The organism is Mycoplasmatota bacterium (assembly GCA_018394295.1).
Classification (GTDB): domain Bacteria; phylum Bacillota_I; class Bacilli_A; order Haloplasmatales; family Haloplasmataceae; genus JAENYC01.
Window position 1 is genome coordinate 944,956 of the sequence record CP074573.1, and the last position, 25,210, is coordinate 970,165.

Annotated in this window: 25 protein-coding genes, 1 pseudogene and 1 riboswitch; of the genes and pseudogenes, 16 read left to right on the top strand and 10 right to left on the bottom strand. The window is 28.4% G+C overall.

All coding sequences use genetic code 11. The features are described 5' to 3' along the window. Positions 1-6 precede the first annotated feature (6 nt). Both proS and ltrA read left to right on the top strand, forming a co-directional pair. On the top strand, positions 7-1,260 hold the full coding sequence (proS, locus tag KHQ81_04210) for a proline--tRNA ligase (GenBank protein QVK18921.1): 1,254 nt from the start codon (positions 7-9) through the stop codon (positions 1,258-1,260). Positions 1,261-1,825: 565 nt separating this feature from the next. Beyond that, positions 1,826-3,097: pseudogene (gene ltrA / locus KHQ81_04215) on the top strand (group II intron reverse transcriptase/maturase). Between the two features lie 93 nt (positions 3,098-3,190). Here ltrA and KHQ81_04220 read toward each other — a convergent pair. Further along, positions 3,191-6,070 (bottom strand): ABC transporter permease, encoded by a 2,880-nt coding sequence (locus KHQ81_04220; GenBank protein QVK18922.1) that lies wholly within the window; start codon positions 6,068-6,070, stop codon positions 3,191-3,193. 174 nt (positions 6,071-6,244) lie between these two features. Between KHQ81_04220 and KHQ81_04225 the strand changes: the two genes are divergently transcribed. From KHQ81_04225 to metK, 4 genes are all read left to right on the top strand, one after another. Next, entirely contained in the window at positions 6,245-7,912 is a 1,668-nt protein-coding gene (locus tag KHQ81_04225) for a hypothetical protein (GenBank protein QVK18923.1), read from the top strand. A 105-nt stretch (positions 7,913-8,017) separates the two neighbouring features. Beyond that, positions 8,018-9,250, top strand: a complete 1,233-nt coding sequence (locus KHQ81_04230; protein ID QVK18924.1) for a hypothetical protein — start codon at positions 8,018-8,020, stop codon at positions 9,248-9,250. After that, entirely contained in the window at positions 9,231-10,418 is a 1,188-nt protein-coding gene (locus KHQ81_04235) for a beta-lactamase family protein (protein ID QVK18925.1), read from the top strand. The genes KHQ81_04230 and KHQ81_04235 overlap by 20 nt, the downstream gene beginning before the upstream one ends. Before the next feature lie 45 nt (positions 10,419-10,463). Next, positions 10,464-10,564: riboswitch (SAM riboswitch) on the top strand. 106 nt (positions 10,565-10,670) lie between these two features. Beyond that, the gene (gene metK, locus KHQ81_04240; protein ID QVK18926.1) at positions 10,671-11,864 is read left to right on the top strand and encodes a methionine adenosyltransferase; all 1,194 of its coding nucleotides are present in this window, start codon (positions 10,671-10,673) and stop codon (positions 11,862-11,864) included. Between the two features lie 92 nt (positions 11,865-11,956). Here metK and KHQ81_04245 read toward each other — a convergent pair whose 3' ends face one another. After that, positions 11,957-13,648 (bottom strand): ribonuclease J, encoded by a 1,692-nt coding sequence (locus KHQ81_04245; protein QVK18927.1) that lies wholly within the window; start codon positions 13,646-13,648, stop codon positions 11,957-11,959. Between the two features lie 147 nt (positions 13,649-13,795). Between KHQ81_04245 and KHQ81_04250 the strand changes: the two genes are divergently transcribed. The 3 genes from KHQ81_04250 to KHQ81_04260 are packed head-to-tail and all read left to right on the top strand — an operon-like array spanning position 13,796 to position 16,583. Beyond that, positions 13,796-14,575 (top strand): Cof-type HAD-IIB family hydrolase, encoded by a 780-nt coding sequence (locus KHQ81_04250; protein ID QVK18928.1) that lies wholly within the window; start codon positions 13,796-13,798, stop codon positions 14,573-14,575. A gap of 15 nt (positions 14,576-14,590) precedes the next feature. Continuing rightward, complete coding sequence (locus tag KHQ81_04255) at positions 14,591-15,955, top strand: tetratricopeptide repeat protein (GenBank protein ID QVK18929.1); 1,365 nt, start codon at positions 14,591-14,593, stop codon at positions 15,953-15,955. A gap of 22 nt (positions 15,956-15,977) precedes the next feature. Further along, positions 15,978-16,583 (top strand): histidine phosphatase family protein, encoded by a 606-nt coding sequence (locus tag KHQ81_04260; GenBank protein QVK18930.1) that lies wholly within the window; start codon positions 15,978-15,980, stop codon positions 16,581-16,583. Between the two features lie 59 nt (positions 16,584-16,642). On the opposite strand, the gene def is transcribed toward KHQ81_04260, so the two are convergent. The 5 genes from def to KHQ81_04285 form a co-directional block, all read right to left on the bottom strand. After that, positions 16,643-17,209, bottom strand: a complete 567-nt coding sequence (def, locus tag KHQ81_04265) for a peptide deformylase (GenBank protein ID QVK18931.1) — start codon at positions 17,207-17,209, stop codon at positions 16,643-16,645. 112 nt (positions 17,210-17,321) lie between these two features. Beyond that, positions 17,322-17,462 (bottom strand): YjcZ family sporulation protein, encoded by a 141-nt coding sequence (locus KHQ81_04270; GenBank protein QVK18932.1) that lies wholly within the window; start codon positions 17,460-17,462, stop codon positions 17,322-17,324. A gap of 115 nt (positions 17,463-17,577) precedes the next feature. Next, entirely contained in the window at positions 17,578-17,715 is a 138-nt protein-coding gene (locus KHQ81_04275) for a YjcZ family sporulation protein (GenBank protein QVK18933.1), read from the bottom strand. Between the two features lie 123 nt (positions 17,716-17,838). Further along, complete coding sequence (locus KHQ81_04280; GenBank protein QVK18934.1) at positions 17,839-18,003, bottom strand: YjcZ family sporulation protein; 165 nt, start codon at positions 18,001-18,003, stop codon at positions 17,839-17,841. Between the two features lie 91 nt (positions 18,004-18,094). After that, complete coding sequence (locus KHQ81_04285; protein QVK18935.1) at positions 18,095-18,220, bottom strand: YjcZ family sporulation protein; 126 nt, start codon at positions 18,218-18,220, stop codon at positions 18,095-18,097. A gap of 231 nt (positions 18,221-18,451) precedes the next feature. Here KHQ81_04285 and KHQ81_04290 point away from each other — a divergent pair, with 231 nt between their 5' ends. Next, on the top strand, positions 18,452-19,921 hold the full coding sequence (locus KHQ81_04290; GenBank protein QVK18936.1) for an IS1182 family transposase: 1,470 nt from the start codon (positions 18,452-18,454) through the stop codon (positions 19,919-19,921). Between the two features lie 349 nt (positions 19,922-20,270). Here KHQ81_04290 and KHQ81_04295 read toward each other — a convergent pair whose 3' ends face one another. Together KHQ81_04295 and KHQ81_04300 are read right to left on the bottom strand one after the other, a co-directional pair. Continuing rightward, on the bottom strand, positions 20,271-21,050 hold the full coding sequence (locus KHQ81_04295) for a class I SAM-dependent methyltransferase (protein ID QVK18937.1): 780 nt from the start codon (positions 21,048-21,050) through the stop codon (positions 20,271-20,273). Between the two features lie 300 nt (positions 21,051-21,350). Beyond that, on the bottom strand, positions 21,351-21,983 hold the full coding sequence (locus KHQ81_04300; protein ID QVK18938.1) for a hypothetical protein: 633 nt from the start codon (positions 21,981-21,983) through the stop codon (positions 21,351-21,353). A 149-nt stretch (positions 21,984-22,132) separates the two neighbouring features. Here KHQ81_04300 and KHQ81_04305 point away from each other — a divergent pair, with 149 nt between their 5' ends. From KHQ81_04305 to KHQ81_04330, 6 genes are all read left to right on the top strand, one after another. After that, positions 22,133-22,516: a hypothetical protein gene (locus KHQ81_04305; GenBank protein QVK18939.1), complete on the top strand. Its 384-nt coding sequence runs from the start codon at positions 22,133-22,135 to the stop codon at positions 22,514-22,516. After that, a complete protein-coding gene (locus tag KHQ81_04310) occupies positions 22,509-22,733 on the top strand; it encodes a hypothetical protein (GenBank protein ID QVK18940.1) in 225 nt (74 codons plus the stop codon). Before KHQ81_04305 ends, KHQ81_04310 begins: the two co-directional genes overlap by 8 nt. 79 nt (positions 22,734-22,812) lie before the next feature. Next, a complete protein-coding gene (locus KHQ81_04315; protein QVK18941.1) occupies positions 22,813-23,202 on the top strand; it encodes a YlbF family regulator in 390 nt (129 codons plus the stop codon). Positions 23,203-23,205: 3 nt separating this feature from the next. Next, positions 23,206-23,436, top strand: coding sequence for a DUF2129 domain-containing protein (locus tag KHQ81_04320; protein ID QVK18942.1), 231 nt, complete (start codon positions 23,206-23,208; stop codon positions 23,434-23,436). 109 nt (positions 23,437-23,545) lie between these two features. Beyond that, on the top strand, positions 23,546-23,815 hold the full coding sequence (gene rpsP / locus KHQ81_04325) for a 30S ribosomal protein S16 (protein QVK18943.1): 270 nt from the start codon (positions 23,546-23,548) through the stop codon (positions 23,813-23,815). 2 nt (positions 23,816-23,817) lie between these two features. Then, positions 23,818-24,063, top strand: coding sequence for a KH domain-containing protein (locus KHQ81_04330; protein ID QVK18944.1), 246 nt, complete (start codon positions 23,818-23,820; stop codon positions 24,061-24,063). A 24-nt stretch (positions 24,064-24,087) separates the two neighbouring features. Here the strand turns inward: KHQ81_04330 and KHQ81_04335 are convergent, their stop codons facing one another. After that, complete coding sequence (locus tag KHQ81_04335) at positions 24,088-25,191, bottom strand: AI-2E family transporter (GenBank protein QVK18945.1); 1,104 nt, start codon at positions 25,189-25,191, stop codon at positions 24,088-24,090. Between the last annotated feature and the right edge of the window lie 19 nt (positions 25,192-25,210).

The following is a 25,210-nucleotide window of genomic DNA, read 5'->3' on the forward strand; positions in this document are numbered from 1 at the left end:
ATTAACATGAAACAAAGTTTATTATTTATACCAACCTTAAGAGACAATCCAAAAGAAGCAGAAATAATCTCTCATAAATATATGCTTCGAGCAGGGTATATTAAGCAAATTGCTGCTGGTATCTATACTTATTTACCCCTTGCCCTCCGTTCATTAAAAAAAGTAGAACAGATTATTCGTGAAGAATTAGACGCAATTGGAGCAGGAGAATTATTAATGCCAGCCTTACAACCATCTGAATTATGGATTGAATCTGGTAGATGGAATCAATATGGTGATACTTTAATGCGAATGAAAGATCGTCATGAAAGAGAATTTGCCTTAGGACCAACGCATGAAGAAGTTGTAACTTACATCATCAAAGATGTTTTAAATAGTTATAAAAAGCTACCAATTACCTTATATCAAATTCAAACAAAGTTTCGAGATGAGTTACGTCCACGCTTTGGTTTAATGCGAGGTAGAGAATTTATCATGAAGGATGCTTATTCGTTTCACTCTACTAAAACCTCATTAGATAAATCATATGAAGATTTCCGTCAAGCCTATATAAATATATTTAATCGATGCGGTTTAAAATTTAGAGCTGTTTCTGCTGACAGTGGAAATATTGGTGGAAGTGAGTCCTGTGAGTTCATGGTTTTAAGTGAAATAGGGGAAGATACCATTGTATATTCTGATAAGTCAGATTTTGCATCTAATATTGAAGTTCATGATTTACCTGTTGGTGCCCCTAGTCCTGACGGTAACGGAACCATTTTACATGCAAAAGGCATTGAAGTAGGGCATATCTTTAAGTTAGGAACAAAGTATTCAAATGCAATGAAGGCACAATTTACAAATGAAGAAGGTATACGTGAAGATATTTTAATGGGATGTTATGGCATTGGTGTAAGCCGTGTATTAATGGCTATTATCGAGCAAAATAATGATGATAAAGGGATTATATGGCCAAAAGCCTTAGCACCATTCGATGTCCATATGATTGTTATAGACCCTAAAAATGAAAATCAAATGGCACTTGCTAATCAATTAGAAAAAGATTTAATGCAAAAACAGTTAGAAGTCTTAGTTGATGATCGTAAAGAACGTCCAGGTGTTAAATTTACTGAGTCAGATTTAATTGGTATTCCAATTAGAATTACGATAGGAAAAAATATTGATAAGGGCTTTGTTGAAGTAAAATTCCGTAATAAAGAAGAAAAAATTGAAGTTAAAATAGAAGAAATTATCTCTTTTATAGAAAATCATAGTAGATAAAAATAAATATATATCAATAAAAAAACTCATAGAATCAATTTTTGATTCTGTGAGTTTTTTAAGTGTGCCAGGCATGTCTATTAACTAGGTGGTGAAAGTCCACTACACGGGAAGATGACTAAAGTGTTAGCCAAGTACAAGGGCGCCTATTGCGAAGTAGGGTCTGAAGGAAGTAGGAGGCAAAATTTTGGCTCGAGGAACACGAATCACATCAGGCGGGTATTATGGATGAGTTTGCTTAACAAAACAAAGTCCGTAGTCATCAAAGCAATAATACACGTAAATGTGGCGAGTATATGAAATGAAAGTGAATAGACTTACCCTGGGAGATCTCATGGACACGTCACGAGCGTGGTTGAAAAAGATTTATCGTGAGAAGTCAGCAGAGCCATAGTAGGGTCCAAACCGAAGGGCGAAACAGTATGTTTAATTGTAAATGTAAATTATAAGACTATATGAACAGTAGAAAATCAGGATTACCTACCTAACTTCGATGGTATCGTAAGGAACCTAGGAGCCTTTAGGACAAACAGTATGGTCTTAACAATGAAAGGAGCAATTACTAATGGAAAATCTTCTAGAATTAATCTTAAGTAACTACAATTTAAATGAAGCCATCGCTAGAGTAGTGAAGAATAAAGGTGCTGCTGGAATTGATGGGATGAATGTTGAACAAGGAAGATTACATTTTATGAAACATGGTGATGAAATTAAAAGAGCCATAAGAAATAGAAAGTATAAACCTAACCCCGTTAGGAGAGTAGAAATACCAAAACCTGATGGTGGGGTAAGACTACTAGGAATACCAACGGTTATAGATAGAATCATTCAACAAGCCATTAATCAAGTGCTATCACCAATATTTGAGAAACAATTTAGTGACTCTAGTTTTGGATTTAGACCAAATCGAGGTTGTCATATGGCAATTGAGAGAAGTTTAATGTATTTAAATGATGGTTACAAAGTAATAGTTGATACGGATTTAGAGAAATTCTTTGATAAGGTTAACCATGATAAACTCATGCAAATATTATCTTTAACAATTAAAGATAGTGATTTAATGAGTTTGATAAGGAAATATCTAGTTAGTGGTATCATGATAAATGGAGTCGTAATAGATAGTGAGGAAGGAACACCACAAGGAGGACCATTAAGTCCATTATTATCAAATATCATGCTTAATGAACTAGATAAAGAGTTAACTAAAAGAGGATTAAGATTTGTACGATATGCCGATGACTGTAATATATATGTAAAAAGTATACGTGCAGGACAAAGAGTAATGGAGAGTATAACTAACTTTATTGAAAAGAAGTTAAAACTCAAAGTTAATCAGAGTAAAAGCAAAGTAGATTACTGTAATAAAGGAATCAAATTTTTAGGCTTTGGCTTTTACTACAATCCCAGGCACAGACAAGTTAGAATCAAAGTACATCCAAAATCAATTAAAAGAATAAAAGAAAAGATTAAGAAATTAACATCTAGAAGATGGAGTATCAGTTTAGATTATCGGTTACTCAAAATAAAACAACTTATAACAGGTTGGGTTAATTAATATAAAGTAGCCGATATGAAATGGTTATTGATGAAATTAGATGAACAAATAAGATTTCGTGTAAGAATGTGTATTTGGAAAGCATGGAAAAAGATTGGGAAACGATTTAAATCCCTAAGGAAACTAGGCGCAAGTCGTCAAAAGGCTTGGGAATACGCAAACAGTAGAAAAAGCTATGCGCGAATCGCACATAGCTTTATCTTAACAACTACGATTACAAATAAAAGATTAGAACATCGTGGTCTAATATCAATGACCGAATATTATTTATCTGTTAGATAACATATTGAACCGCCGTATACCGAACGGTACGTACGGTGGTGTGAGAGGTCTGAAATGAATAGAAAACTATTTATTTCTTCCTACTCGATTCCTTTAAGATTTTTTTAACCAACTAGCTAAACCAATATGTTTAATTCTAAGTAGTGATAAATAAGAAGTTGTTATATAGATTATGAATAGCATGGATAAACTTAAAAATAGGTCTAGGTACTGGATATTTACAATTAAAGACTTATTCATCATTAGTCCAATATGATAAAATAATTGATGGCTTGCAAAATATCCTATTGGTACGGTAAAGAAGAACATGATAAATAGGTAGGGACTGTATGGACTCAGTAACATTGATCTAATTTCTTTATTTTGATAACCATATGCTTTTAATAATGCAATTTGTTGAACATTCTCTTTAATCGTTAATTCCATAATAAGTAACATAATGATGATACTGATGATAGAAATCAAGATGAAAGAAAAATTTGTTATTAAAACGATGGTATAAAAGAGATGGTTTAACTGACCGAAGATATCATTTATATCATAGGTAATTAAAATATTACGTGAAAAAATTGAATCAGATGAAAAATTAAGATATGAATCAGTGTAAACAGTATTAATATGTGTTTCGTGATCATTATCTCCATAGTACCAATTATTGAAAAGTTTTAAATTGCCATATACTACCATGTTGGTAAAATTATTAGTGATATGAACTATGTTTACTGTTTCAACTATGCAAGTTTCTTCAGAATCAAAAGGACAAGGTGCTGTATTATCAGACGATTCACTGATTATATGGGTTATAACAGATAGGGTATCATTTACTGATAATTTATATTTGTCTGCTAGAGGTTTTGATATGATGACATTATGGTCTTTTAGTAAATCTGTTTTAACGAATTTTAACATCGTCTTTGAATTTTCTTCATACCCACCAAAATAAATTTCATCAGGTACTTCTAAGATTTTAAATCTATAGGCAGCAATCCCTTCACAATTAAATTCTTGACAGTCATTTAAATCTTCTTTTGATAAATTTAAAAAATTGGGATATTCAATATAAGTTAAGTAGGTGTAATTTTCTTTTACGATTTGATGAAGATCTTGATAGATTCTTTTAGAATAAAAGATAAACAAAAGTAATAAGGAAGTCATGAAAATGGTAAGATTGAAACTAATAATTTTTTTGAAATTTCTAGTGCTTATTTTTTTTGCGATATTACGTAGAAAATTCGGTTTTCTGAAAAATAAATAATAACTAAAATATAACATCAAGTCAAAACAAAGGATATATATTAGTTCTTTTCTTTGGGTTAATAAGTAAATTAAAAGCGTAAAGATTGTCGTTAAAATGAGTATAAAAGGTATTAATTTTGTTTTCAAAGAATAATTGGATTTTTTTTGATAAATCATATCTGTTTGATTTAATAAAACAATGGTTTTTTTCTTTAATTTCATATGTAAAATAAGATAGGTAACAAACATTATTATGAGAATTTGAATGAGTAGACCAATTATAGTAAAAACATCTATATGAAATTGTTTATAAGGAAGTAAAAAAATTGTATAAAAGTAATTTGAAAGTAATTTACTTATAAATAAACCTAAAATAAAACCTAAAGTTGCCGCAAAAATTGTTAAAAGTAAATATTGAATTAAATAAGGATACATTATTTCTTTATTATGGTAACCCAGTGCTTTCAATAATCCAATTTGTTTTTGTTCCTGATTTATCTTACGAACTAAAAGATTTGACATGAACAATACTGCGATGAATAATATTGAAAAGGATAAGACATAAGATAAAAGATTTAAATTACTTAAATTAGTTTGAATGATTTGATCACTATAACTATATTGAGGGATTAATAAAATATTTTCATTTTGGAACTCACTTTTAAGTTCAGCTAATGCCTGATCAACTTTGTCATTCTTATTAAATTTGGCTGTATATACAATAGATTGAAAAGAAGTACTTGATAATGATTTGAAATTTTCCTCATTCATTAACACTAATGTATCTCTGTCAAACGCATAATAGAATTGATTACGACTTAAAATTGGATAAATGGTATCCGGTGTATAAATAAACGCTCTAATCATATAAGTTTCATCATTGATGAGAAGATTATCACCCAATTTAAGATTATTATTTAAAGCGAATTCTTGATAAATTGCGATTTCATGATCATTTAAAGATAATTCTATCTCATGATTTAGTGACTTAATAACATATGGACGATTAAACGATTTTTGTTTAGTTGTTAAAAAATAGTTGACTTCTTTATTATTAATGAAACTTGTCAATTTTTTAACAACTTTTTTTTCAATGGTTAGATCAAATCGATAAGCATAGGTACTTTTTAAATATTCATTGTGTTCATTTTTTTCTAGTAGACGATTATCTAAAGTATATTCAACAAATTTTAAATAATTTGTTTCATTCAAAGTGAGTAAAAACAATAGTTTAGTATAATATTTAGCTTGTGTTTCTGCAATCCGATTTTTATAATAATCGGATAGGCTAATATCTAATTGATCAAATATAATTTGTTTAATTGGATAATAAATGACTAATGAGGGTTTAGAAGATGATTTAATTCGTTGGATAAATTCATCATTAATATTTTCTTGTATAAAAGTAGCTTCATTTTCTGTTAAGTACTGATTATTTCCAATATTATTAATATTATCATAATTAAGCGCATAAGGGGTGTTACCATATACATTTTGATAGGTTTCAAATTCGAAAAAAGAAACAGAATCAATGAGCTGGTCAAGTTTATTATGATCAGGGACAATAACAAATTGATTCTTGTGTTGTTCTACTGAGAATGTATCATAGTTGTGTTTTAGTGATGAAGAGGTAACTCGGAGTGATACAAAAAATGTCGTTGAAATTAAAATAAGGATTGTGATTAATAGATATAAAATGATATCTTTTTTAAATGTTTTATAGGGTGTTATTATCACACGATTACCTCCACTCATTAGGATAATGTAATAGTATCATAATATTGATTATTTGAAAATAGAATGATTCATATAGAATAAATTAAAAATATTAAATAACTCTATTTGAAATCACTTTTTTTTGTATCTGTTTATGGTATAATTAGGTAAGAAATTATGAAGGAGAGGTTAAAAATGAAAAAATACGCACTAATTTCTATGATGCTCATTGTATCAATTATGATTGCTGGTTGTGATATGTTAAATGATACAAATGAAAAGTTTGTAGATGTGAATTATGAAGATATGGATACTGTATATAGTAAAACATATTACGATATGTTACCAAAAAGTTTACATAATGATACAGTAGTAAATGAATATCAAGAGACTAATATCATTGATTTAGTAAACAACGTGGTTGATGAAATCGATGAGGGTGACATAACAGGTGATTATGAAGATATGTTACCAGAAATGCCAAACATTGACTTTCTAGAGCCATCAGAAATGACATCATCTGAATTATCAGAGATTACCTTCGATACATTACATGATAATGTAGGCTCTATTGGACCGGTTGATATGGTATATTCAAATCTAGCAAGTGTTCAATATTTACTTCAATTACTTGAAAGAATGAATGAAGAATTTGAAAAGTATGGAGAGATTGAATTTGACGGAACTGAAATCACTATTCCATCATCAGAATTTCCTGAAGTAACAGATCCATTAACTGGTGAGAATTATCAATTTGATGATATTACTGCTAAATATACACAAAAAGATAAAGTTTCAAATATATTAGTTCATACTGTTAATGATTATTCTTATGAAGAAAATGAAGTTAAATTTAATGGTGAACTAGGATTATACTTAAAAGTTTCAATCTCAATGAATAAAGATCATGAAACGACTATTTCAATTGATTTCTATGTAACTTGTGATTTATCAGCTGAAGCGCAATTTACCAACCCTAATTCAAAAGATTCAGGTTCTATACAATATAAAATTGGTCAATCTGTAAAAGCAATTGAAAATAAATCAATTGTGGTTAATAGTGAAGTTCAAACCAATATTAATTTAGATTTAGTTGATAATGATGCGTTGAGTTATAATATTCCTGATATCAATGAATCTATTTCAATTAATACATCATTTGTATTAGAAAAAAATAAGGATGGTATAATTTCAGATTTTAAAGTCGTTACTAATATTTTTGATAATGCAGAATTTAATTATCATTTAGCTGCTGATGATAATGGTTCAACACTTTATTTTGATGGAAATATATCTGATGAAGATTTCTTTGGTGAAAATATTCCTGCTCAAGATTTTAAAGCTATATTTGTATATGATAGTAATAGTGAAATTTTATTCATTGGTGTAGATACTGCATTAAATATTCCTGAATATGATATTTGGGATAATTATACAGGAACAAGACCACTGAATTATGCTGGTTATGCATGGAATTTAAACGCTATGACTGGATGGACAGATGTTAAGAAGTCAACTGAACAAGCATATGAAGATTATTATATATTACTTAATGGTGACACAGTCGTATTACCTGCTGAAGAACAACAAGTAACGTTTGATAATGATGATTTAATTGAAGCAAAGGGAATTGTAGCTGGTGAGGCAACACTTGAAGATACTTCCTTAGGTTGTGTATTCTATCTTCATCTAAAACAAGGTGATTCGATCGATATTGATTTACCAGAAGGACTTACTTCAACAAATTATGAAGAAATAAATGATTTATTCTCTAATATGTCATCAATTAAGGATGAAATGATTATTGACTTTGATAACGAAAAATATCAAGTCCCTGAATTACAGAAAGATTTGTTTGAGTAAAATAGTCATAAAAGAATCTCAAAAATTTGAGATTCTTTTTTTTATAGTTTTCATTATAAGGTATATATGATAAAATAAAAGAAATTATGTGATGGATGTGATATGATGAATAAATTAATTATGAAATTATTTTCTTTAATATTAAAGTTTTTTTCATTAGAAGTAGATGGATTTGATATATTAAATTCAACTGAAGTATTACGAAGAAAAAATGTAATTGTTAATCGGTTATTACTGATAACTAATATATTAATTACAATATTTATCGCTACGTATTATGAATCAATAGGATTACCAAAAACATTATCTTTACTAATACCCACGATATTAATTAATGTATTAATAACTTATTTTGTTTCTAGTCAAAAAGATGATTATGAAAAACAAGTGATGGGGATGTATTTAGCGGTATTATCTGTTAGTTATATCGCTTTACGATTATTCTTTTTATATCCAGAACCATATACTTATATTTTTATATATATTGCTTTAGTGATTATTGCTTTATTTCAAAATAGACATGCAATTATTTTAGGTGATGTGCTCATTTTTTCAGTAGCAACTTTCATCCATATTAGTGAAGTGGGAAGTTCTAGTCAATCGTTAATCACCATGCAACATGATATTATGGTATATACCATGTTTTTAATTTTATTTATATTTGTAATTACTTCGATGGTATTTTTTAGTGAATATATGGATAAAGAACGAAAAAATGAATTGAAAAAAAGAGAAGAGTTAGAAAATGAATTTCAAAATGTATTGTGGGATGTGTTTGATACGATTGATGATTTCTCGCAAGTTAGAGAAAATGATGAATTAAGTAATGAATATGTTTCAGCACTAATGACAAAAAGATTTGGTTTTCTATTGAAATTCGATGAACAAAAGTGTGATGAGTTATTTAATTTCGCAATTGTTATTGGTGTTAACACAGATTTTGATTTACATTATAGTGAAGATGAGAAGAATGACTTATTAAAAGACTATAGTAAGATACGATATAAATTAGGTATCGGAAATATGCTATTAAGACGCACAAGAATTCGTATCAAAAGTGAAGCGATGGTTAGAAGTCGGTATGAATCATGGTTTGTTTCTGATAATTTCAAAAAAATTAAGGCTGAAGATTCTAGTGTTGAAAATCAAATGGTTTTATTATGTGAGATATATATTACATTACGTGAAAAACAAAGTTATAAAAAAGCATTGCCTCATAATAAAGCCATCAAAGAATTAACAGAAACATTTAATCATTTCTTTGATGAAGCATTATTAAATACATTTGTTGAAAATCATGTTGAGTTTGAGGTTATATATGAAAGAACAAGAGGTTAAGAATATGTACCAGCAACTAATCAATGACAATTTGATTTCTGGTGTCTCTACCACTGTTATTAAAAATAATCAAATTGTTGCTAGAATGAATGCAGGATTTCGTTTGATAGACGGGGGTAATCGCTTACCGATGACAAATGATACCTATTTAAGAGTTGCTTCTATTTCCAAATTCTTTACTGCCTTAGGTGTGATGAAACTATATGAAAATCAAAAGATTAGTTTAGATTATGATATTAGTGATTATTTAGGTTTTAGAGTAAGAAATCCATACTTTGATAATATTGTAATTACAACAAGAATGTTGTTGTCACATACCTCATCAATCAATGACAATAATGGATATTTAATTTCTCATGAAAATACAATTGAAGAATTTTTAAGTGATAAGTCTTTTAACCAAGAACCTTATAAGAAACCTGGTCAATATTTTACTTATAGTAATCTGAATTACCTTTTATTAGGAGCGATTATCGAGAATAGGGCTCAAAAAAGATTTGATTTATTTATAAAAGAATTATTTGAACCAATGAAATTAAATTTTAGTTTTAATATTCTTGATTTTAAACATCAGATAAAACGATTAGGTGTTTTATATGATATAAGAAATAATCATTTCGTTGCGTCAAAAGATAATTATTATACTGAAAAAATGGAAGCTAATATTAATTTAGATACCTATCGTTTAGGAGTAAATCCTGGTTTTTTTGGGCCACAAGGAAATTTAAGGATATCAAGTAATGAATTAGCTGAGGTAATGTTAATGCTTATGAATAATGGAATTTATCAAGGTAAAGAAATTATTTCTCAGTCAAGTTTAGATATGATGTTTAAATCTCATTGGCAATTTAATAAAACACTTAATAATGGTGAACTATATAATAACTTCATTTTAAGCTATGGATTAGGGACACAGCAAATAACCAATACATTATATTACGATCAACTATCCTCTAAAAAAGAGTTATATTATATAGGGCATCATGGAGATGCCTATGGTCTAATCAGTATGTTTTTCTTTGATTGGAAGAAAAAAGAAGGTTTTGTTAATTTAGTTAATGGTGTAGGTTTTGATTTAAGTGATAAAAACAATGTTAGTGATATTTCCTCTTTAAGTAAAGTGGAACAAAAAATTATCGATATTATTGGTGAAAATTATTTGATATGATTTGACAAAATTTGTTTTATAATATATAATGTCTACTATATATAGTCCTTATTCAGAGCGATGGAGGTAAGAACCCGATGAAATCGCAGCAACCCCCCTAAGTGGAAGGTGCTAGTTCTAGGAAGCGATAGCTTTATCAATAAGGGAATGGTAATTTAATCCGCCTTGTTGTGCGGATTTTTTTATTTCTATAATGATATGTATACAAAGGATTATATATTAAAAACTAATAATATATAGGAGGAACCAAAAATGAGCAAAGAAAGAAAATTATTTACATCTGAATCAGTTACAGAAGGACATCCTGATAAGATTTGTGATCAAATTAGTGATGCTGTTTTAGATGCGATATTAAAGGATGACCCTACAGCACGTGTTGCATGTGAAACAAGTGTCACAAATGGATTGGTTTTAGTCATGGGAGAAATATCAACTACCACACATATTGATATACAAAAGATTGTTCGTGATACTATTCGTGAGATAGGATATGATCGTGCGAAGTATGGTTTTGATGCAGAACATTGTGCGGTATTAGTGGCAATTAATGAGCAATCAGCTGATATAGCACAAGGCGTAAACGAAGCTTTAGAACATCGTGAACAAACAGATAGTTTTGATGATATAGAAGCTATTGGTGCAGGTGACCAAGGATTAATGTTTGGTTATGCGACAAATGAAACAGCTGAATTTATGCCCTTACCAATCGTTCTTGCCCATAAATTAACTAAAAAATTAGCTGATTTACGTAAAAATAAGACATTACCTTACTTAAGACCGGATGCAAAATCTCAAGTGACAGTAGAGTATGATGAAAATGATAGACCGGTTAGAATTGATACAGTTGTTATTTCAACGCAACATGCACCAGATGTATCATTAGAGAAAATTCAAGAAGATGTTAAAAAGTATATTATTCAAGCAGTTATACCGAATGAATTGATTGATGAGAATACAAAATACTTTATCAATCCGACAGGTCGCTTTGTTGTTGGTGGACCACAAGGGGATTCTGGATTAACGGGTCGTAAAATAATCGTAGATACCTATGGTGGTTATGCTCGTCATGGGGGTGGTGCTTTCTCAGGAAAAGATTATACAAAGGTTGACCGGAGTGCATGCTATGCAGCACGTTATGTGGCTAAAAACATTGTCGCAGCTAAATTAGCTGATAAATGTGAGATTCAATTATCTTACGCAATTGGTGTAGCACATCCTACAAGTGTTCGCGTAGATACATTTGATACAGGTAGAATTTCTGATAGTAAAATAACTGAAATTGTACGTAAACATTTTGATTTAAGACCTGCTGGAATCATAAAAATGTTAGATTTACGACGTCCTATTTATAAACAAACAGCTGCCTATGGTCACTTTGGACGTAATGATTTAGATTTACCATGGGAAAGACTAGATAAAGTAGAAGATTTAAAGAAATACTTATAATCTTAAAAACTGTAGAGAAATCTACAGTTTTTATTTATATATTTATAAAAAAAGAAACTATCACAAATTTGTCATAGTTTCTTATAATTAAATTAAGCCTCTTTACGTTTTACATTCATGATGACAGGAATAATCATTGGCTTACGTTGAATTTTATCATAAATGAAACTCGCTAAATAATCAGTTAAATCATTTTTTATTTGAACAATATTCTTTCTAGTTTTTAGTATTTTGTTGAAATAATCAATTGTCTGAGTTTCAATTTCTTTAACAAGTTCTTGAGAATCTTTTAGGTAAATAAATCCTCGAGAAATAATATTAGGTCTTCTTAAAACTTGTTTAGTATGTAAATCGACATTAATTACAACAGTTAATAATCCATCATTAGATAAGATTTTTCGGTCTCTAATGACAACATTACCAATATCTCCTATTCCACTACCATCAATAAAAATAGCGCCTGATTGTACTTCTCCAGCAATCCTTGGACCTTTATTTGAAAAAGCTAATACTTGTCCATTGTTTAAAACAAAAGTATTTTCTGGGGAAATCCCACATTGACCAGCTAATTCAGCATGTATCTTCTGCATTCTGTATTCACCATGAATTGGCATAAAGTATTTTGGTTTCATAAGTTGAATCATTAATTTTAATTCTTCTTGTCCAGCATGTCCTGATGTATGGGTATCTGTTAATGGATTATGAGTAATTACATCAGCACCAGCTCTAAATAATTTATTAATTGTATTTCCAACGCTCGTTGCGTTTCCTGGGATAGGAGATGATGAGAATATTACTGTATCTCCAGGAATGATAGAAATTTGGCGATGTGTACCGTCAGCTATTCTTGATAATGCTGCTAATGGTTCACCTTGGGAACCAGTACATAAAATGGTCACTTGTTGTTCATTCATAATTTTTAATTGTTCTCGACCAATAAAAGTATCTGCAGGACATTTAATATAACCTAATTCTAATCCAACTTTTAATGTAGATTCCATACTTCTTCCGAAAACAGCGATTTTTCGGTTTGAAGCAATACTTGCTTCGACAATTTGTTGAATACGGTGAATATTAGAGGCGAATGTAGCGACAATAACACGACCATTAATGCGTCTAAATATTTCTTTAATACTATCCCCAACACGTCTTTCACTCATTGATAATTCAGGTAATTCACTGTTGGTACTATCTGATAACAAACATAGAACACCTTTTTTACCTAATGTGGCCATTTTCGCAATATCAGCAATAGGACCAATTGGTGTAAAGTCGAATTTGAAGTCACCTGTATGACAAACCGTACCAACTGGTGTTTCAACTGCGATACCAAATGAATCAGGTATCGAATGATTCGTTCTAAAAAATGATATTCTTAAATGTTTAAATGTAAACACATCATTATCTTTATAGGTTACAAAATCAGTTGTTTTTAAAAGTCTATGTTCATCTAACTTATTTTTTATGATTCCCATAGCTAGATTACCAGAGTAGATTTTAGGTATTTTTACTTGCTTTAATAAAAAGGGAATTCCACCGATATGGTCTTCATGACCATGTGTGATAAATAAGCCTTTAATTTTATTTTGATTATCGATTAAATATTGATAATCAGGGATTACATAATCAATCCCTAGTAAATAACTTTCTGGAAATTTAATACCTGCATCTATAATAATAATTTCATCATTAAATTGTATACAATAGGTGTTTTTTCCAATTTCTCCAAGTCCGCCAAGCGCAAAAATACCCAGCTCATTTGGTTTAAATAGTTTATGATTCATAAATTATGTATCAATCCTTTCTTTGTAATGAAAAATAATAACTGTATATATTATAATCTTTTATTAATAAAATGTCTAAAATATTGGTAAAAAAATTAATTTTAATTTATAATAAAAATAGGCATATGAATGATTTGGAGGATGTACATGGCACAAAAAATTGTATTTATTGATATTGATGGAACACTATTTGATAATGATAATGATATCATTCATCCGTCTACGATAGACGCTATAGATAAACTAAAGCAAAATGGTGTCGCAGTATGTATTGCTTCAGGAAGATCTAAAGTTTTAGGAGATGAAGTTTTTTCTCGATATGATTTGGATTTTGATGGATATGTATTAATCAATGGACAGTTTGTTTTATATAAGGATGAAGTAATTTATAAAAATCCGATTGATAAAACTTTTATTCATGAATTTATAGAAGAGTGTAGAATACAAGATGTTGATTATGGTTTTCTAACAGAAGATGATACCTTTATTTCTAGTTATCGTCCACAGGTCTTAAAATCATTTTCTGATTTTAAGATGAAATTGCCAAGATTGATGACAGAAGAAGACATTCAGAAGGATATTTATCAAGGATTATTTTTTGATTTAAATTACATACCTTATTTTTCGCAAAAATTTGCACAATATGTGAGATTCATTTCTTGGTTACATAATGGAGCTGATATTATCCCTATAAATGCTTCAAAAGCTATTGGAATGGAAAAGATTTGTCAACACTTAGGGATTATGAGAGAAAATGTTATTGCATTTGGTGATTCTACAAATGATATTGAAATGCTTCAATATGCAAATATTGGTGTTGCGATGGGAAATGCTAAAAATTCAGTGAAAGAGATAGCAACTATCGTAACTGATGATATTGATAAAGATGGTTTATCAAAAGCATTGAAAAAATTACAATTAATATAAGAAAGTGGTGATTGTATGGATGAGGCTAAAATTGAAGAACTAAAAAAATTAATAGAAGATGAAGATAAACAGGCGATGGAAACGTTAATAGAATATTATGATGAAATAGATGATTTTGAATCATTAACAAAATTATATGAAATCGTTTTAAGAAAAAATCCAAGAGATTCTAAAGCGTTAAATAATCTAGCAGTCATTTATGCAGATTTCTACAAAGATTATGAGAAGGCAAAAGGTTATTATGAAAAAACATTAATGATTACTCCCGATGAAGCATCTGTTCATTATAATTATGGGGTATTACTAGAGTTTAATTTCCAGGAATATGAACAAGCAAAAGAACATTATTTAAAAGCGATAGAATTGGATTCAATCTATGTAGATGCGTATATTAATTTATCATGGTTGTATCTAGAACGACTTAATGATATTAATACTAGTTACATTGTGGTTACAGAAGCGCTAAAATATGTAGAAGATAGTGAAATTTATACACAAATTGCTTATATTGATTTGAAGAAGAATAAAGAATACCAAAAAGCAGAGGAAAATTTGCATAAAGCAATTGAACTTAATGATAAGAATGATTTAGCATTTACTTATTTAGGACAACTATATGTACTAGAAAAGAGATATGATGAAGCAAGGGATATTTTTAATCAAGCACTAGAGTTGGGAAACTTAAATGAATTACTAATTTATGAGTATGGAAAACTATTAATTACGCAATATAATGATTTAGATAAAACCATAGATTTGTTAAATAAAGCAATAGAGGTTTTCCCGGATGATGTGGTCTATTATGCTTATCTAGCAAATATTTATTTAGTTTTAGGTAATCATTCTGAGGCTAAGAAATATTTACATTCAGCAGAAGAATTTGAGATAACAAGTCAAGAAGTTTTATTAATGGTGGGTTATTTAAAAGTCATGCTTGATGAGGATAAGGATGAGGCGTTGATGTATTTTGAAAAAGTGATTGAACTAGACCCAAGTAATTTAAATGCTTTATCATTTATCGGGCTTTATAATTTAATGAATAACAAGCATATCGATACTGCGTTAAATTATTTCAAAAAAGTAGCTGAATTAAGTAAAGATCATTTTATTATTCATTTTATTATTGCACAAATATATCTAAAACATTATCATGATTCAACTAAAGCGTTAGAATATTTATTTAAGATAGAAACAAATTCCTTAAAAGAAACTGAGTTATCCCATTTATATTTAGTAATAGGAAATATCTATGAAAAATATGAAAATAATAATTATCAAGCTTTAGATTATTATGAGAAAGCATATCAAGCAAAACCAAGTAAATATTTAGAAGAAATCATTAACCAACTATATGAGAATGATAAAACAATCGTTAATTAATTATGAGTGAGGAGGATATATTGTGATTAGGTTATACCTAACACGACACGGTCAAACCGAATGGAATAAGTTAGGATTATTACAAGGTAGTAAAGATTCTGAATTGACAGATTTAGGGATTAAACAAGCCAAGCGTTTAAAAGAAAGATTGAAAGATGAAAAGATTGATATAATTTATTCTAGTCCTATGAAAAGAGCGGTTCAAACAGCTAAAATTATACATAATGATGTCAAAATTATTATCGATAATCACTTAAAAGAAATGCATTTTGGTGATTGGGAAGGTTTACCACATGAAGAAATTAGAAAATTATCTTCACAATATGATTTGTTTTGGACAAAACCACATTTATATCAATCTAGTAGTGGTGAAAGTTATGAAATCTTTAAGAAAAGAGTTTTAGGAAGTTTAAGAAATATTATTCATTATAATAACGATAAAAATGTCTTAATTGTTTCTCATGCAGTAGTAACGAAACAAATTTTAAATTATTTTGAAAATAGACCATTAGAAAAGTTTTGGGAACCACCTTTTATGGAGTCAACTTGTTTAAGTATCATAGAAATAGATGAAGATAATATTAATATTCAATTAAATTCGGATATATCCCATCTAAAAGCTATCTAGAATTAACTTAACTGAAATAAAAATATGAGACTTATGTCTCATTTTTTTTATTTTGATAATTAAAAGTCTATAGGTTTTATATCTTGGGGTACTAAAAAAGGATTTTCTTTATTAATACGTTCTGTAAATAAAACACCATTTAAATGATCTATTTCATGTTGAAAAACAATTGCGATATAACCTTTTAATCGTAAAGAAACTGGAGTAAGGTCACCATTTTCTTTTAATTGAAACCCCTTAACAGTAATTCGTTTAGGTCTAAAGACATAACCAGGTACCTCTCTGTCGACTGATAAACATCCTTCACCAGGCATAAGATAAGTTTGTTCAACTGAATGGCTAACAATTTTAGGGTTTACAAGCATATAGCTAAATAATTTATTATCTTCATTAGTGGAATGGATTGCGATCATTCTTTTTGAAACATTAATTTGTGGTGCAGCTAATCCAACCCCAGGTCTTAAATTATATTTCTGTGAAGTTTCTTCATCTTGTGAGAGTTTAACAAATTCCATCATAGAAAACAGAGTTTTTTTATCTATATCGGACATAGGAAGGCTTACTTCAGAAGCATTCTTTTGAAGTGTTGGATGACCTTCTCTGATGATATCCTTCATTGTTAACATTTTTATTACCTCCATTAATATTCTCTTCAATATTATAGCAAATAAACCATAAAAAGAAAAGGAAGTCTATTTGCTTTTAAAAAAAGCAAGTACTTCCTTTAAAGGTATTTTATTAATGGAATCCTGGACAGCAAGTACAGCCAATTATTACTAATAAAATAAATAATACAAGAATTAACGCATATCCATATTCACAACCGTAATTACAACAACATCCATATCCACTGCCATAGCCATAACCACCGTAATACATAAAATCCCTCCTATAAGTGATTTCACTTATAATATATGCATTAATCTAAATTATGAGTGTTTCATTAACCCAATTCAGATCTTAAGGAAGCAATTGCTCCCTTAAGTATAGGATATTATTTCATACAAGTACAACCGATAATAACTAATAAAATAAATAAGACTAAGATTAAAGCATACCCATATCCACCGTGAGGATTGCATCCTTGCATAGGTGGACAGCATCCATATCCTCCGTAACCTGCATCATACATAAATATCCCTCCTTAAAATCAAATCCATGTTAGTATATGGAAAATACCTATTTCGTGCGTGTACATATGTCACGAATATAAAAAAAGGGAAGCAATGCCTCCCAGAATAATTATAACTTAAGATTAACAACGTGGGAAACAACAAGTACAACCAATGATAACTAATAGGATAAATAATACTAAAATTAATGCATATCCATATCCGTATCCACCACGACAACAACAATAAGTTGGTTCACAGCAACCATATCCATAGCCATAACCATAACCTGCACCGCCGTAATTCATGAAAACCCCTCCTTAATGTATTCTATCACTATTAATATATGGGGTGTATTCCATTTAGAGTGTGTTTTTAACTATTTTATTTATATTCAATTTAATTTGTTTTACCTATAATAACAAGCAAAATAAACAATACTAATAGTAGGGCAAACAAATATCCTCTTCCATTATCCATATACCTTGGATTACAATTATAATAGTTAGGATAACAATAATTCATGCTAATTCCTCCTTATTAATTCTTTTTCTTCTATAATATATGTTTTAGCCTAGAAAAGGGTTATCTCTCAAGGAAAATTAGGGATTATATGGAGGCTGCTGAAAAAGTCTCATCAAATTGTGAATTGGGAAGAGTATATTAATTATTCTTCCTTTTTTCATATAAATACAACGAAAAGAAAGTGAAAAATGATATAATGAAGGTAGAAAATAATTTGAAATTGGTGATAGTATGCTACCTAATAAAGAACTTGTCTTAAGTCCATACAGTAAGTTGTATGATATTGTGGTTCCAAAGAATCATATATTAAGAAAATTTAAAGAATTAGTGGATTTTGAATTTGTTTATGAAGAATTAAAAGATAAATATACAAAGGATAATGGAGCGACAGCGAAATGTCCTATTTTTATGTTTAAATTATTATTATTATTAAAAGTAATGTATCCAATGTCTGACCGAGATTTAGTTGAACAAGCACAATTAAATATGGCATATAAGTATTTTTTAGAAATAGCTCCAGAAGAAACAGATATTATCCATCCAACAAGTTTAACAAAGTTTAGAAAGTTACGATTAAAAGATGGAGAATTATTAGATAAACTAATTTCAAAAACAGTAGAACTAGCACTAAACTTAGGATTAATAAAATCAAAACAACTAATAGTAGACTCAACACATACAAATAGTATGTTTAATTATAAATCACCACTTGAAATCTTAGAAGAGAAATCAAAAAATTTACGAAAAGTAGTATATAAGACTGATGAAAGTTATAAAGATAAGATGCCTGAAAAGCCAATATCAAAGAATATAGACGATCATATAAAATACTGTAATGAATTAGTTGAATTAATTAGAAATGATGAAAATTTACTAATCAGAGAAAATATTAGATTAAAAACAAACTTATTAGAAGAAATAGTAAATGATAATATTGAAGAAATAAATTCAATGGTAGAAAAGGATGCAAAAGTAGGACATAAATCAGCTGATACATCATTCTTTGGATATAAAACACATATCGCGATGGTGCCAGAACGAATTATAACAGCGGCAGTTGTGACAAGTGGAGATAAACACGATGGAAAGCAAGCAAGAGAATTATATGTGAAATCAAAAGAAACTGGAATTGAAGTTGATGCTTTTATAGGGGATGGAGCGTATTCAGAAAAAGAACTAATAGAATATGCGAAAAAAAATGAATTTAAATTAGTTTCAAAATTGAGTAAAACAGTATCTAAAGGAAATAAAAGAAAATGTGAGGATTTTGAATATAATAAAGATGCGAAAAGATATGTATGTAAAGCAGGTCATATGAGAGTTAGAGTTGCACTACATGGTAAAAAGAAACATGAGATAGAAGGAACTCCATTGCGAGAAACGCATTATTTTGATGTAGAAAAATGTAAAACGTGTCCATTTAAAGAAGAATGTGGATATAAAGAAGGACAAGATAGTAGATCTTATACAGTTACATTAAAGAAGGATAATGTTCATGCAGAACATGAAAAATTTCAAGAAAGTAAAGAATTCAAAGAATTAGCAAAAGAAAGGTATAAGATAGAAGCTAAAAATTCTGAATTGAAAAATAGTCATGGATATAAAAGATGTCAATCCCATGGCCTTTTAGGTATGCAGATACAATCAGCAATGACAATATTCGCAGTAAACTTGAAAAGAATTGTAACACTAATGGGATAGAATATATCTCATTCTTTAATAGAAACAATAAAAAAGTTAGAAAATGAAGTTAAATCATTTCTAACTTTTTTTATTTAATATTAGTTATCTGAAAATAGACTAGATTTTCAGCACCCTCATTATATGTACCTTTTTATTATTATTCTATATTTTATTAATAGAATAGTATAAGGGGGTATTATATGAGCAATTCAATTGAGGAATTTAATTGAGGAATTTAAAGAGAAGATAAACGCAAACAAATAAAAATCCCTACCTAATTAAAGGTGGGAAATTTTTGTTTGTCAATGTGCTGCATTTTACGCTTACATTTAAAAATCATTTTTAACTATTTAATAATTAAATTATTTTATTTTCTTAATCTTAAATTATATGCAATATTGCTTAGTTCTTGAGTATTAACTACTTTAAAACCAACTTTCTCAGCTAATTCAATAAAGTAATTCAAACTCTGTTCATTTTTTCCTACTCCGTATCCAGTAAGAACAGATTTGTTTGGTAATTGGATTTCTAAAAATATTGAATAAAAATCTTTTGTATTATTTTTCTTTGACATAACTGTATCCCATAGGACAAATTCACCATCCTGTTTTAAAACTCTATATATTTCTTCTAATACTTTTTGATGGTCTATACTTGGTATATACATTAGTGTGAAAAATGAAGTAACTGTATCAAAAGTATTATCTAAAAACATCAATTCTTTAGCATCCATAACTATTTTTAATGGTCCACCTTTTGCTTCTTCTAATTCATCTCTCCTTGAATCAATAGCAATAACATTATCACCCTTTAATTGTCCAATTATACCTTCACCTCCACCTCCAATATCAAGAATTTTCCCGTTTAACTTTACATCTGTTAAATTAATCCCTACAGCACCACCATATTGAACTAACTTATGAATCTCTACATTAACATATTTATCTATAAAGTGCTTTAATTCACATTGATTTGCATAAAAGTTCCCTTCAATTTTTATACCTCTAATTTCACCGTTAACTAACAGATGAAGTATATCTTCTTCACTAAATGTTTTATTAAATTTATCATTATCTTCAACTTCTTTTTTAAGAGATTCATGAATTTCTGACAAATTTAAGTAAGTAAGATTATTGACTTTTCTCATAATATTATCCTCCCAAAAAAATATTAACTGAACATCTAAATTGTATCATAAATTTCAAAATATTAAAATATTTATTTTGAATATTATATTTGATTTGTTTAACTATATGTTGGTTAATGTGTTCTAAATATGATTAGTGTTGCAGGTATCATTCCTTTAACTCTTTTTAAATTTTATAAATTAACAACATTTTAGGGTAATAGAGTTATCTCCTAAATTGTGTTGAAACTCAGGTTGAAAGAAAAAATTATGTGGAAGTATCAATGTATTTTTGTTTTTAAAAGAATGGTTTCTTTTATCTTATATAAGACAATAAGTTCTTATTTTTTCTTTATTCTTTTTTGATAAACTATAAATAAGCAATTCTTTATCAAAAGAATATGTATTAAATAAATCTATGATTTTATCTACTCTATCTTGATAATTTCTACTTAAATTCGTTTCTAATTGAACTTCTAATGGGACTACTGGAATAATGTAATTATCGAAATTTACGTATTTTTTATATTTCCATATTTCGGGTCCACCTTCCCAAATACCATCGGACTCTTTCTTATTACACAAATAATCTTCTGGTGGAATTATACTAGCACATTCAATTTTATAAGCTTCCATAAACCATCTACCAAATGTCCAGCAGTCCTTTGTTTTATCATATTCATCTTCTAAAGTTGGGTTCTTTTTAGTAGATTTCCAATTATCATTATAATGAACTGCTTCCTCATTACTTTCATTGATTGCATATTTATCCATTAACTTCGCTAATAAGTAGACATCTTTTTTGTTTTTCATAATGATATCCATATCATTCGGAATAATATTACATCCTTGCAATGCAGTTGCCATTGAACCCATTATCATCCAATTTGTTTCTTTTAATAAATCATAGTTTTCTAAAAGAAATTGTTTTAATATTTTTTTCCATAAAACCAATGTTTCTCTCCTCCTTATTAATTCTTTTACCTTCAATAATATATATATTAGCCTAAAAAAAGTCATCTCTCAAGGAAAATTAGGGATAATATGCACCTTTTTATTATTATTCTATATTTTATTAATAGAATAGTATAAGGGGGTATTATATGAGCAATTCAATTGAGGAATTTAAAGAATTTATCAGAAATTATCCTAAATTAAAAAATGAAGTAAGAGATGGAAAAAGATCATGGCAATCGATTTATGAAGAATGGACTTTATTAGGAGATGATGGTAGTTGGGATACCTATAAAGAAACAATGGAATCAGGTGTAAATTCTGATGAAGGACAAGAATTTTTACGTAGTGCACTACAATATGTCAAAAAAATAAATCCTGATGACATCACGAAAACAATTGGAACAATCCAAAAAGTACTTGGTATTGTTCAATCATTTAGTGGTGGAAAATCTAATCAAAGTCATATGAATTATGCACCACGAAGACGAGTAGATCCATTATTTAGACGTTTTGATGATTACGATGAATAAGTCAATAATGAGTGAAATATATAAAAATAATGAAATGTTATTTTATTTAAGAACCCATCCTGAGTGGTATAAAACTTTACATCGTCACCCTGATGTATATAAAGAGTACTTAAAAAATGCTAAAGAGGAATTAAAATTAACATTTAATCATAAAATAGATCGATTTAAAAATCAAGTCCAACTATTAAGTTTGATTAATGAGTATATGAAGCGATAATATTGTGAATTATTTCATTTTTTCTTTACTATACTCGTGAATTCATGTATACTATAATAGTATGAGTGTGGTGAATAAAATGAATTATACTGAGATTATTGAAAAAACTTATGCTTTAGTGGATACGATAAAGACAAGCAATCCTTATCTACTTTATATAGAGTATGAAAAAAAAGTTTTAGATGATAATGAATTGAAAAAACTATTGTCAGTATTTCAAGAAAATAAAGTAGCTTTTGAAGAAGTATATAAATATAAATCATATTACCCTAATTTTGATGAGATTAAAAAGCAATATCAACAATCAAAAATTGATTTAATGAACCATGAGCTGTTTAAAACTTATAAAAGATATGAAAAAGAGATTGATTTATATATAAATGAAATTGAATTTAAACTAAAAAGAATAGTAAATATTAAAGAGAAACATGAAAAAATTAATATGAATTTTAAAGTAGGTGGGGTGTAAATATTGGAAATTTCTAGAAAATTAATAATCGTTTATTATAATCACCAACATTGTTTAAGAAAAATCGGTAATTTTGGTAATTTAATTTATCATTCTAATAAGTTACGATATGCTTATTTATATGTTGATAATACAAGTGTGAAGTCTATTATTGAGAAGATTAAAAAAATTAATGGGGTAACAAAAGTAGAACTCTCGTTATCAGAAATGTCTGATTTCACGTTTAGCTTGTAAGAAGGATTTTAAATTCCTTCTTTTTTTTGTTGACAAAAAAGCATAACGTGTTATAATAATGGTGTCAAGTAAAATTACTTAACATCATAATCTTTAAGGAGGTAGAAAAATGGTAAAATTACGTATTCAACGTTTTGGTTCAAAAAAACGTCCATTTTATCGTATTGTTGCTGCTGACAGTCGTTTTCCACGTGATGGAAGATTTTTAGAAATAATTGGTACTTATAATCCAGTTACTCAACCTGCAGAAGTAAAAATTGATGAAGAAAAAGCACTTACATGGCTAACAAATGGCGCTCAACCAACAGATACTGTACGTTCATTATTTTCTCAACAAGGAATTATGGAAAAATTCCATAATCAAAAATTAGGTAAATAGTAATGGCTATTGAAAATTTAATTAAAACGTTGATTGAACCATTAGTTGATCATAAAGAAGATATTTATGTGAAACAATTTGAAGAAGACGCTGATGGCTATATTATTTATGAGATAATGGTCAATAAAGAAGATATCGGTCGAGTAATTGGAAGACACGGTAGTGTTATACAATCAATAAGAACCATTTGTTATGCAGCGGCAATGAAAAATAAAAAACGTATTCGCATTAATATTGATCACTTTTAATAATAGTAAAACCTATAAAATGAATCATTTTATAGGTTTTTTTATAAGCTTTATTTTTGTCTTGGGTTTTATAAAAATATAGATTTCTTTAAGTATAATAAAAATTGGTACTGATAATAGGAGTCCAATGATACCACCCACAGTACTTCCGATTATCATGACTATCATGATAATAAGTGGATGTATCTTAAGTTGGGATCCAAAGACAAGTGGTTGACCTAAATTACCATCTAACTGTTGCATAATAAATATGATAATTAAAGAGGCAAAGAGTAATTGTGGGGATTGAAAATAAGCGTAAATACATAAAGGAACGCCCCCTAAATATGGTCCTAAATAGGGAATGATATTTGTGATAGCGATGATGATTGAGAATATGAAGGCGTTTGGCATCCCTAATATCGCTAATGGGATGAACGTTCCTATAAACATATAACTCATAATTATTAATTGTCCCCTAATATAAGCCCCTAGTTTTGTATCAATGTTTTTTAGGAGTTGAATCCATTCACTTCTTTTATGACGAACTAAAAATAGAGAAAACCTTTCATAGATTAAAGAATAATCTTTCATCATAAGAAAAACTAATAAGGGAATCATAATAATTAGCCATAGAGATTTAAAGGAAAATACAACGGTTGATATGGTAAATGATACAAGATAATCACCAAGATTAAGGGTAAGTTTATCTTTATAAGCAATAATTGATTCAAATAGTTCAGTATTGTTTAATAGATGATATTTTGTTTGAATATTCTCAATTATTAATTCTATTTCTTCTATATATTTTGGTAATTCAGAGTAAATATCTATTATTTGTTGACTTAAAATGGGAAAGATAAATTCTATTAATACGATTAAAATAATTGCGTTTACAATTAGTAGTACGATGGTTGAAACCCAGGTTTTAATTGAAAACTGTTTTTCAAACCAATATAAGATAGGGTGAAAAATATAAACAATTATAAAGCTAATAGAAAAAGGAAAAATGATATTTATAACAGCTTCTTTTATTTCATTAAAAAAAGGATATTGCATTAATTGTTTACCTATAAAGAAAATAATAAAAATTAGGACTAATATTAGTAAATATGCTTGTATTCTTTTGATTTGTTTTCCGTTATCCATTTTTTCACCTACTTTAGAT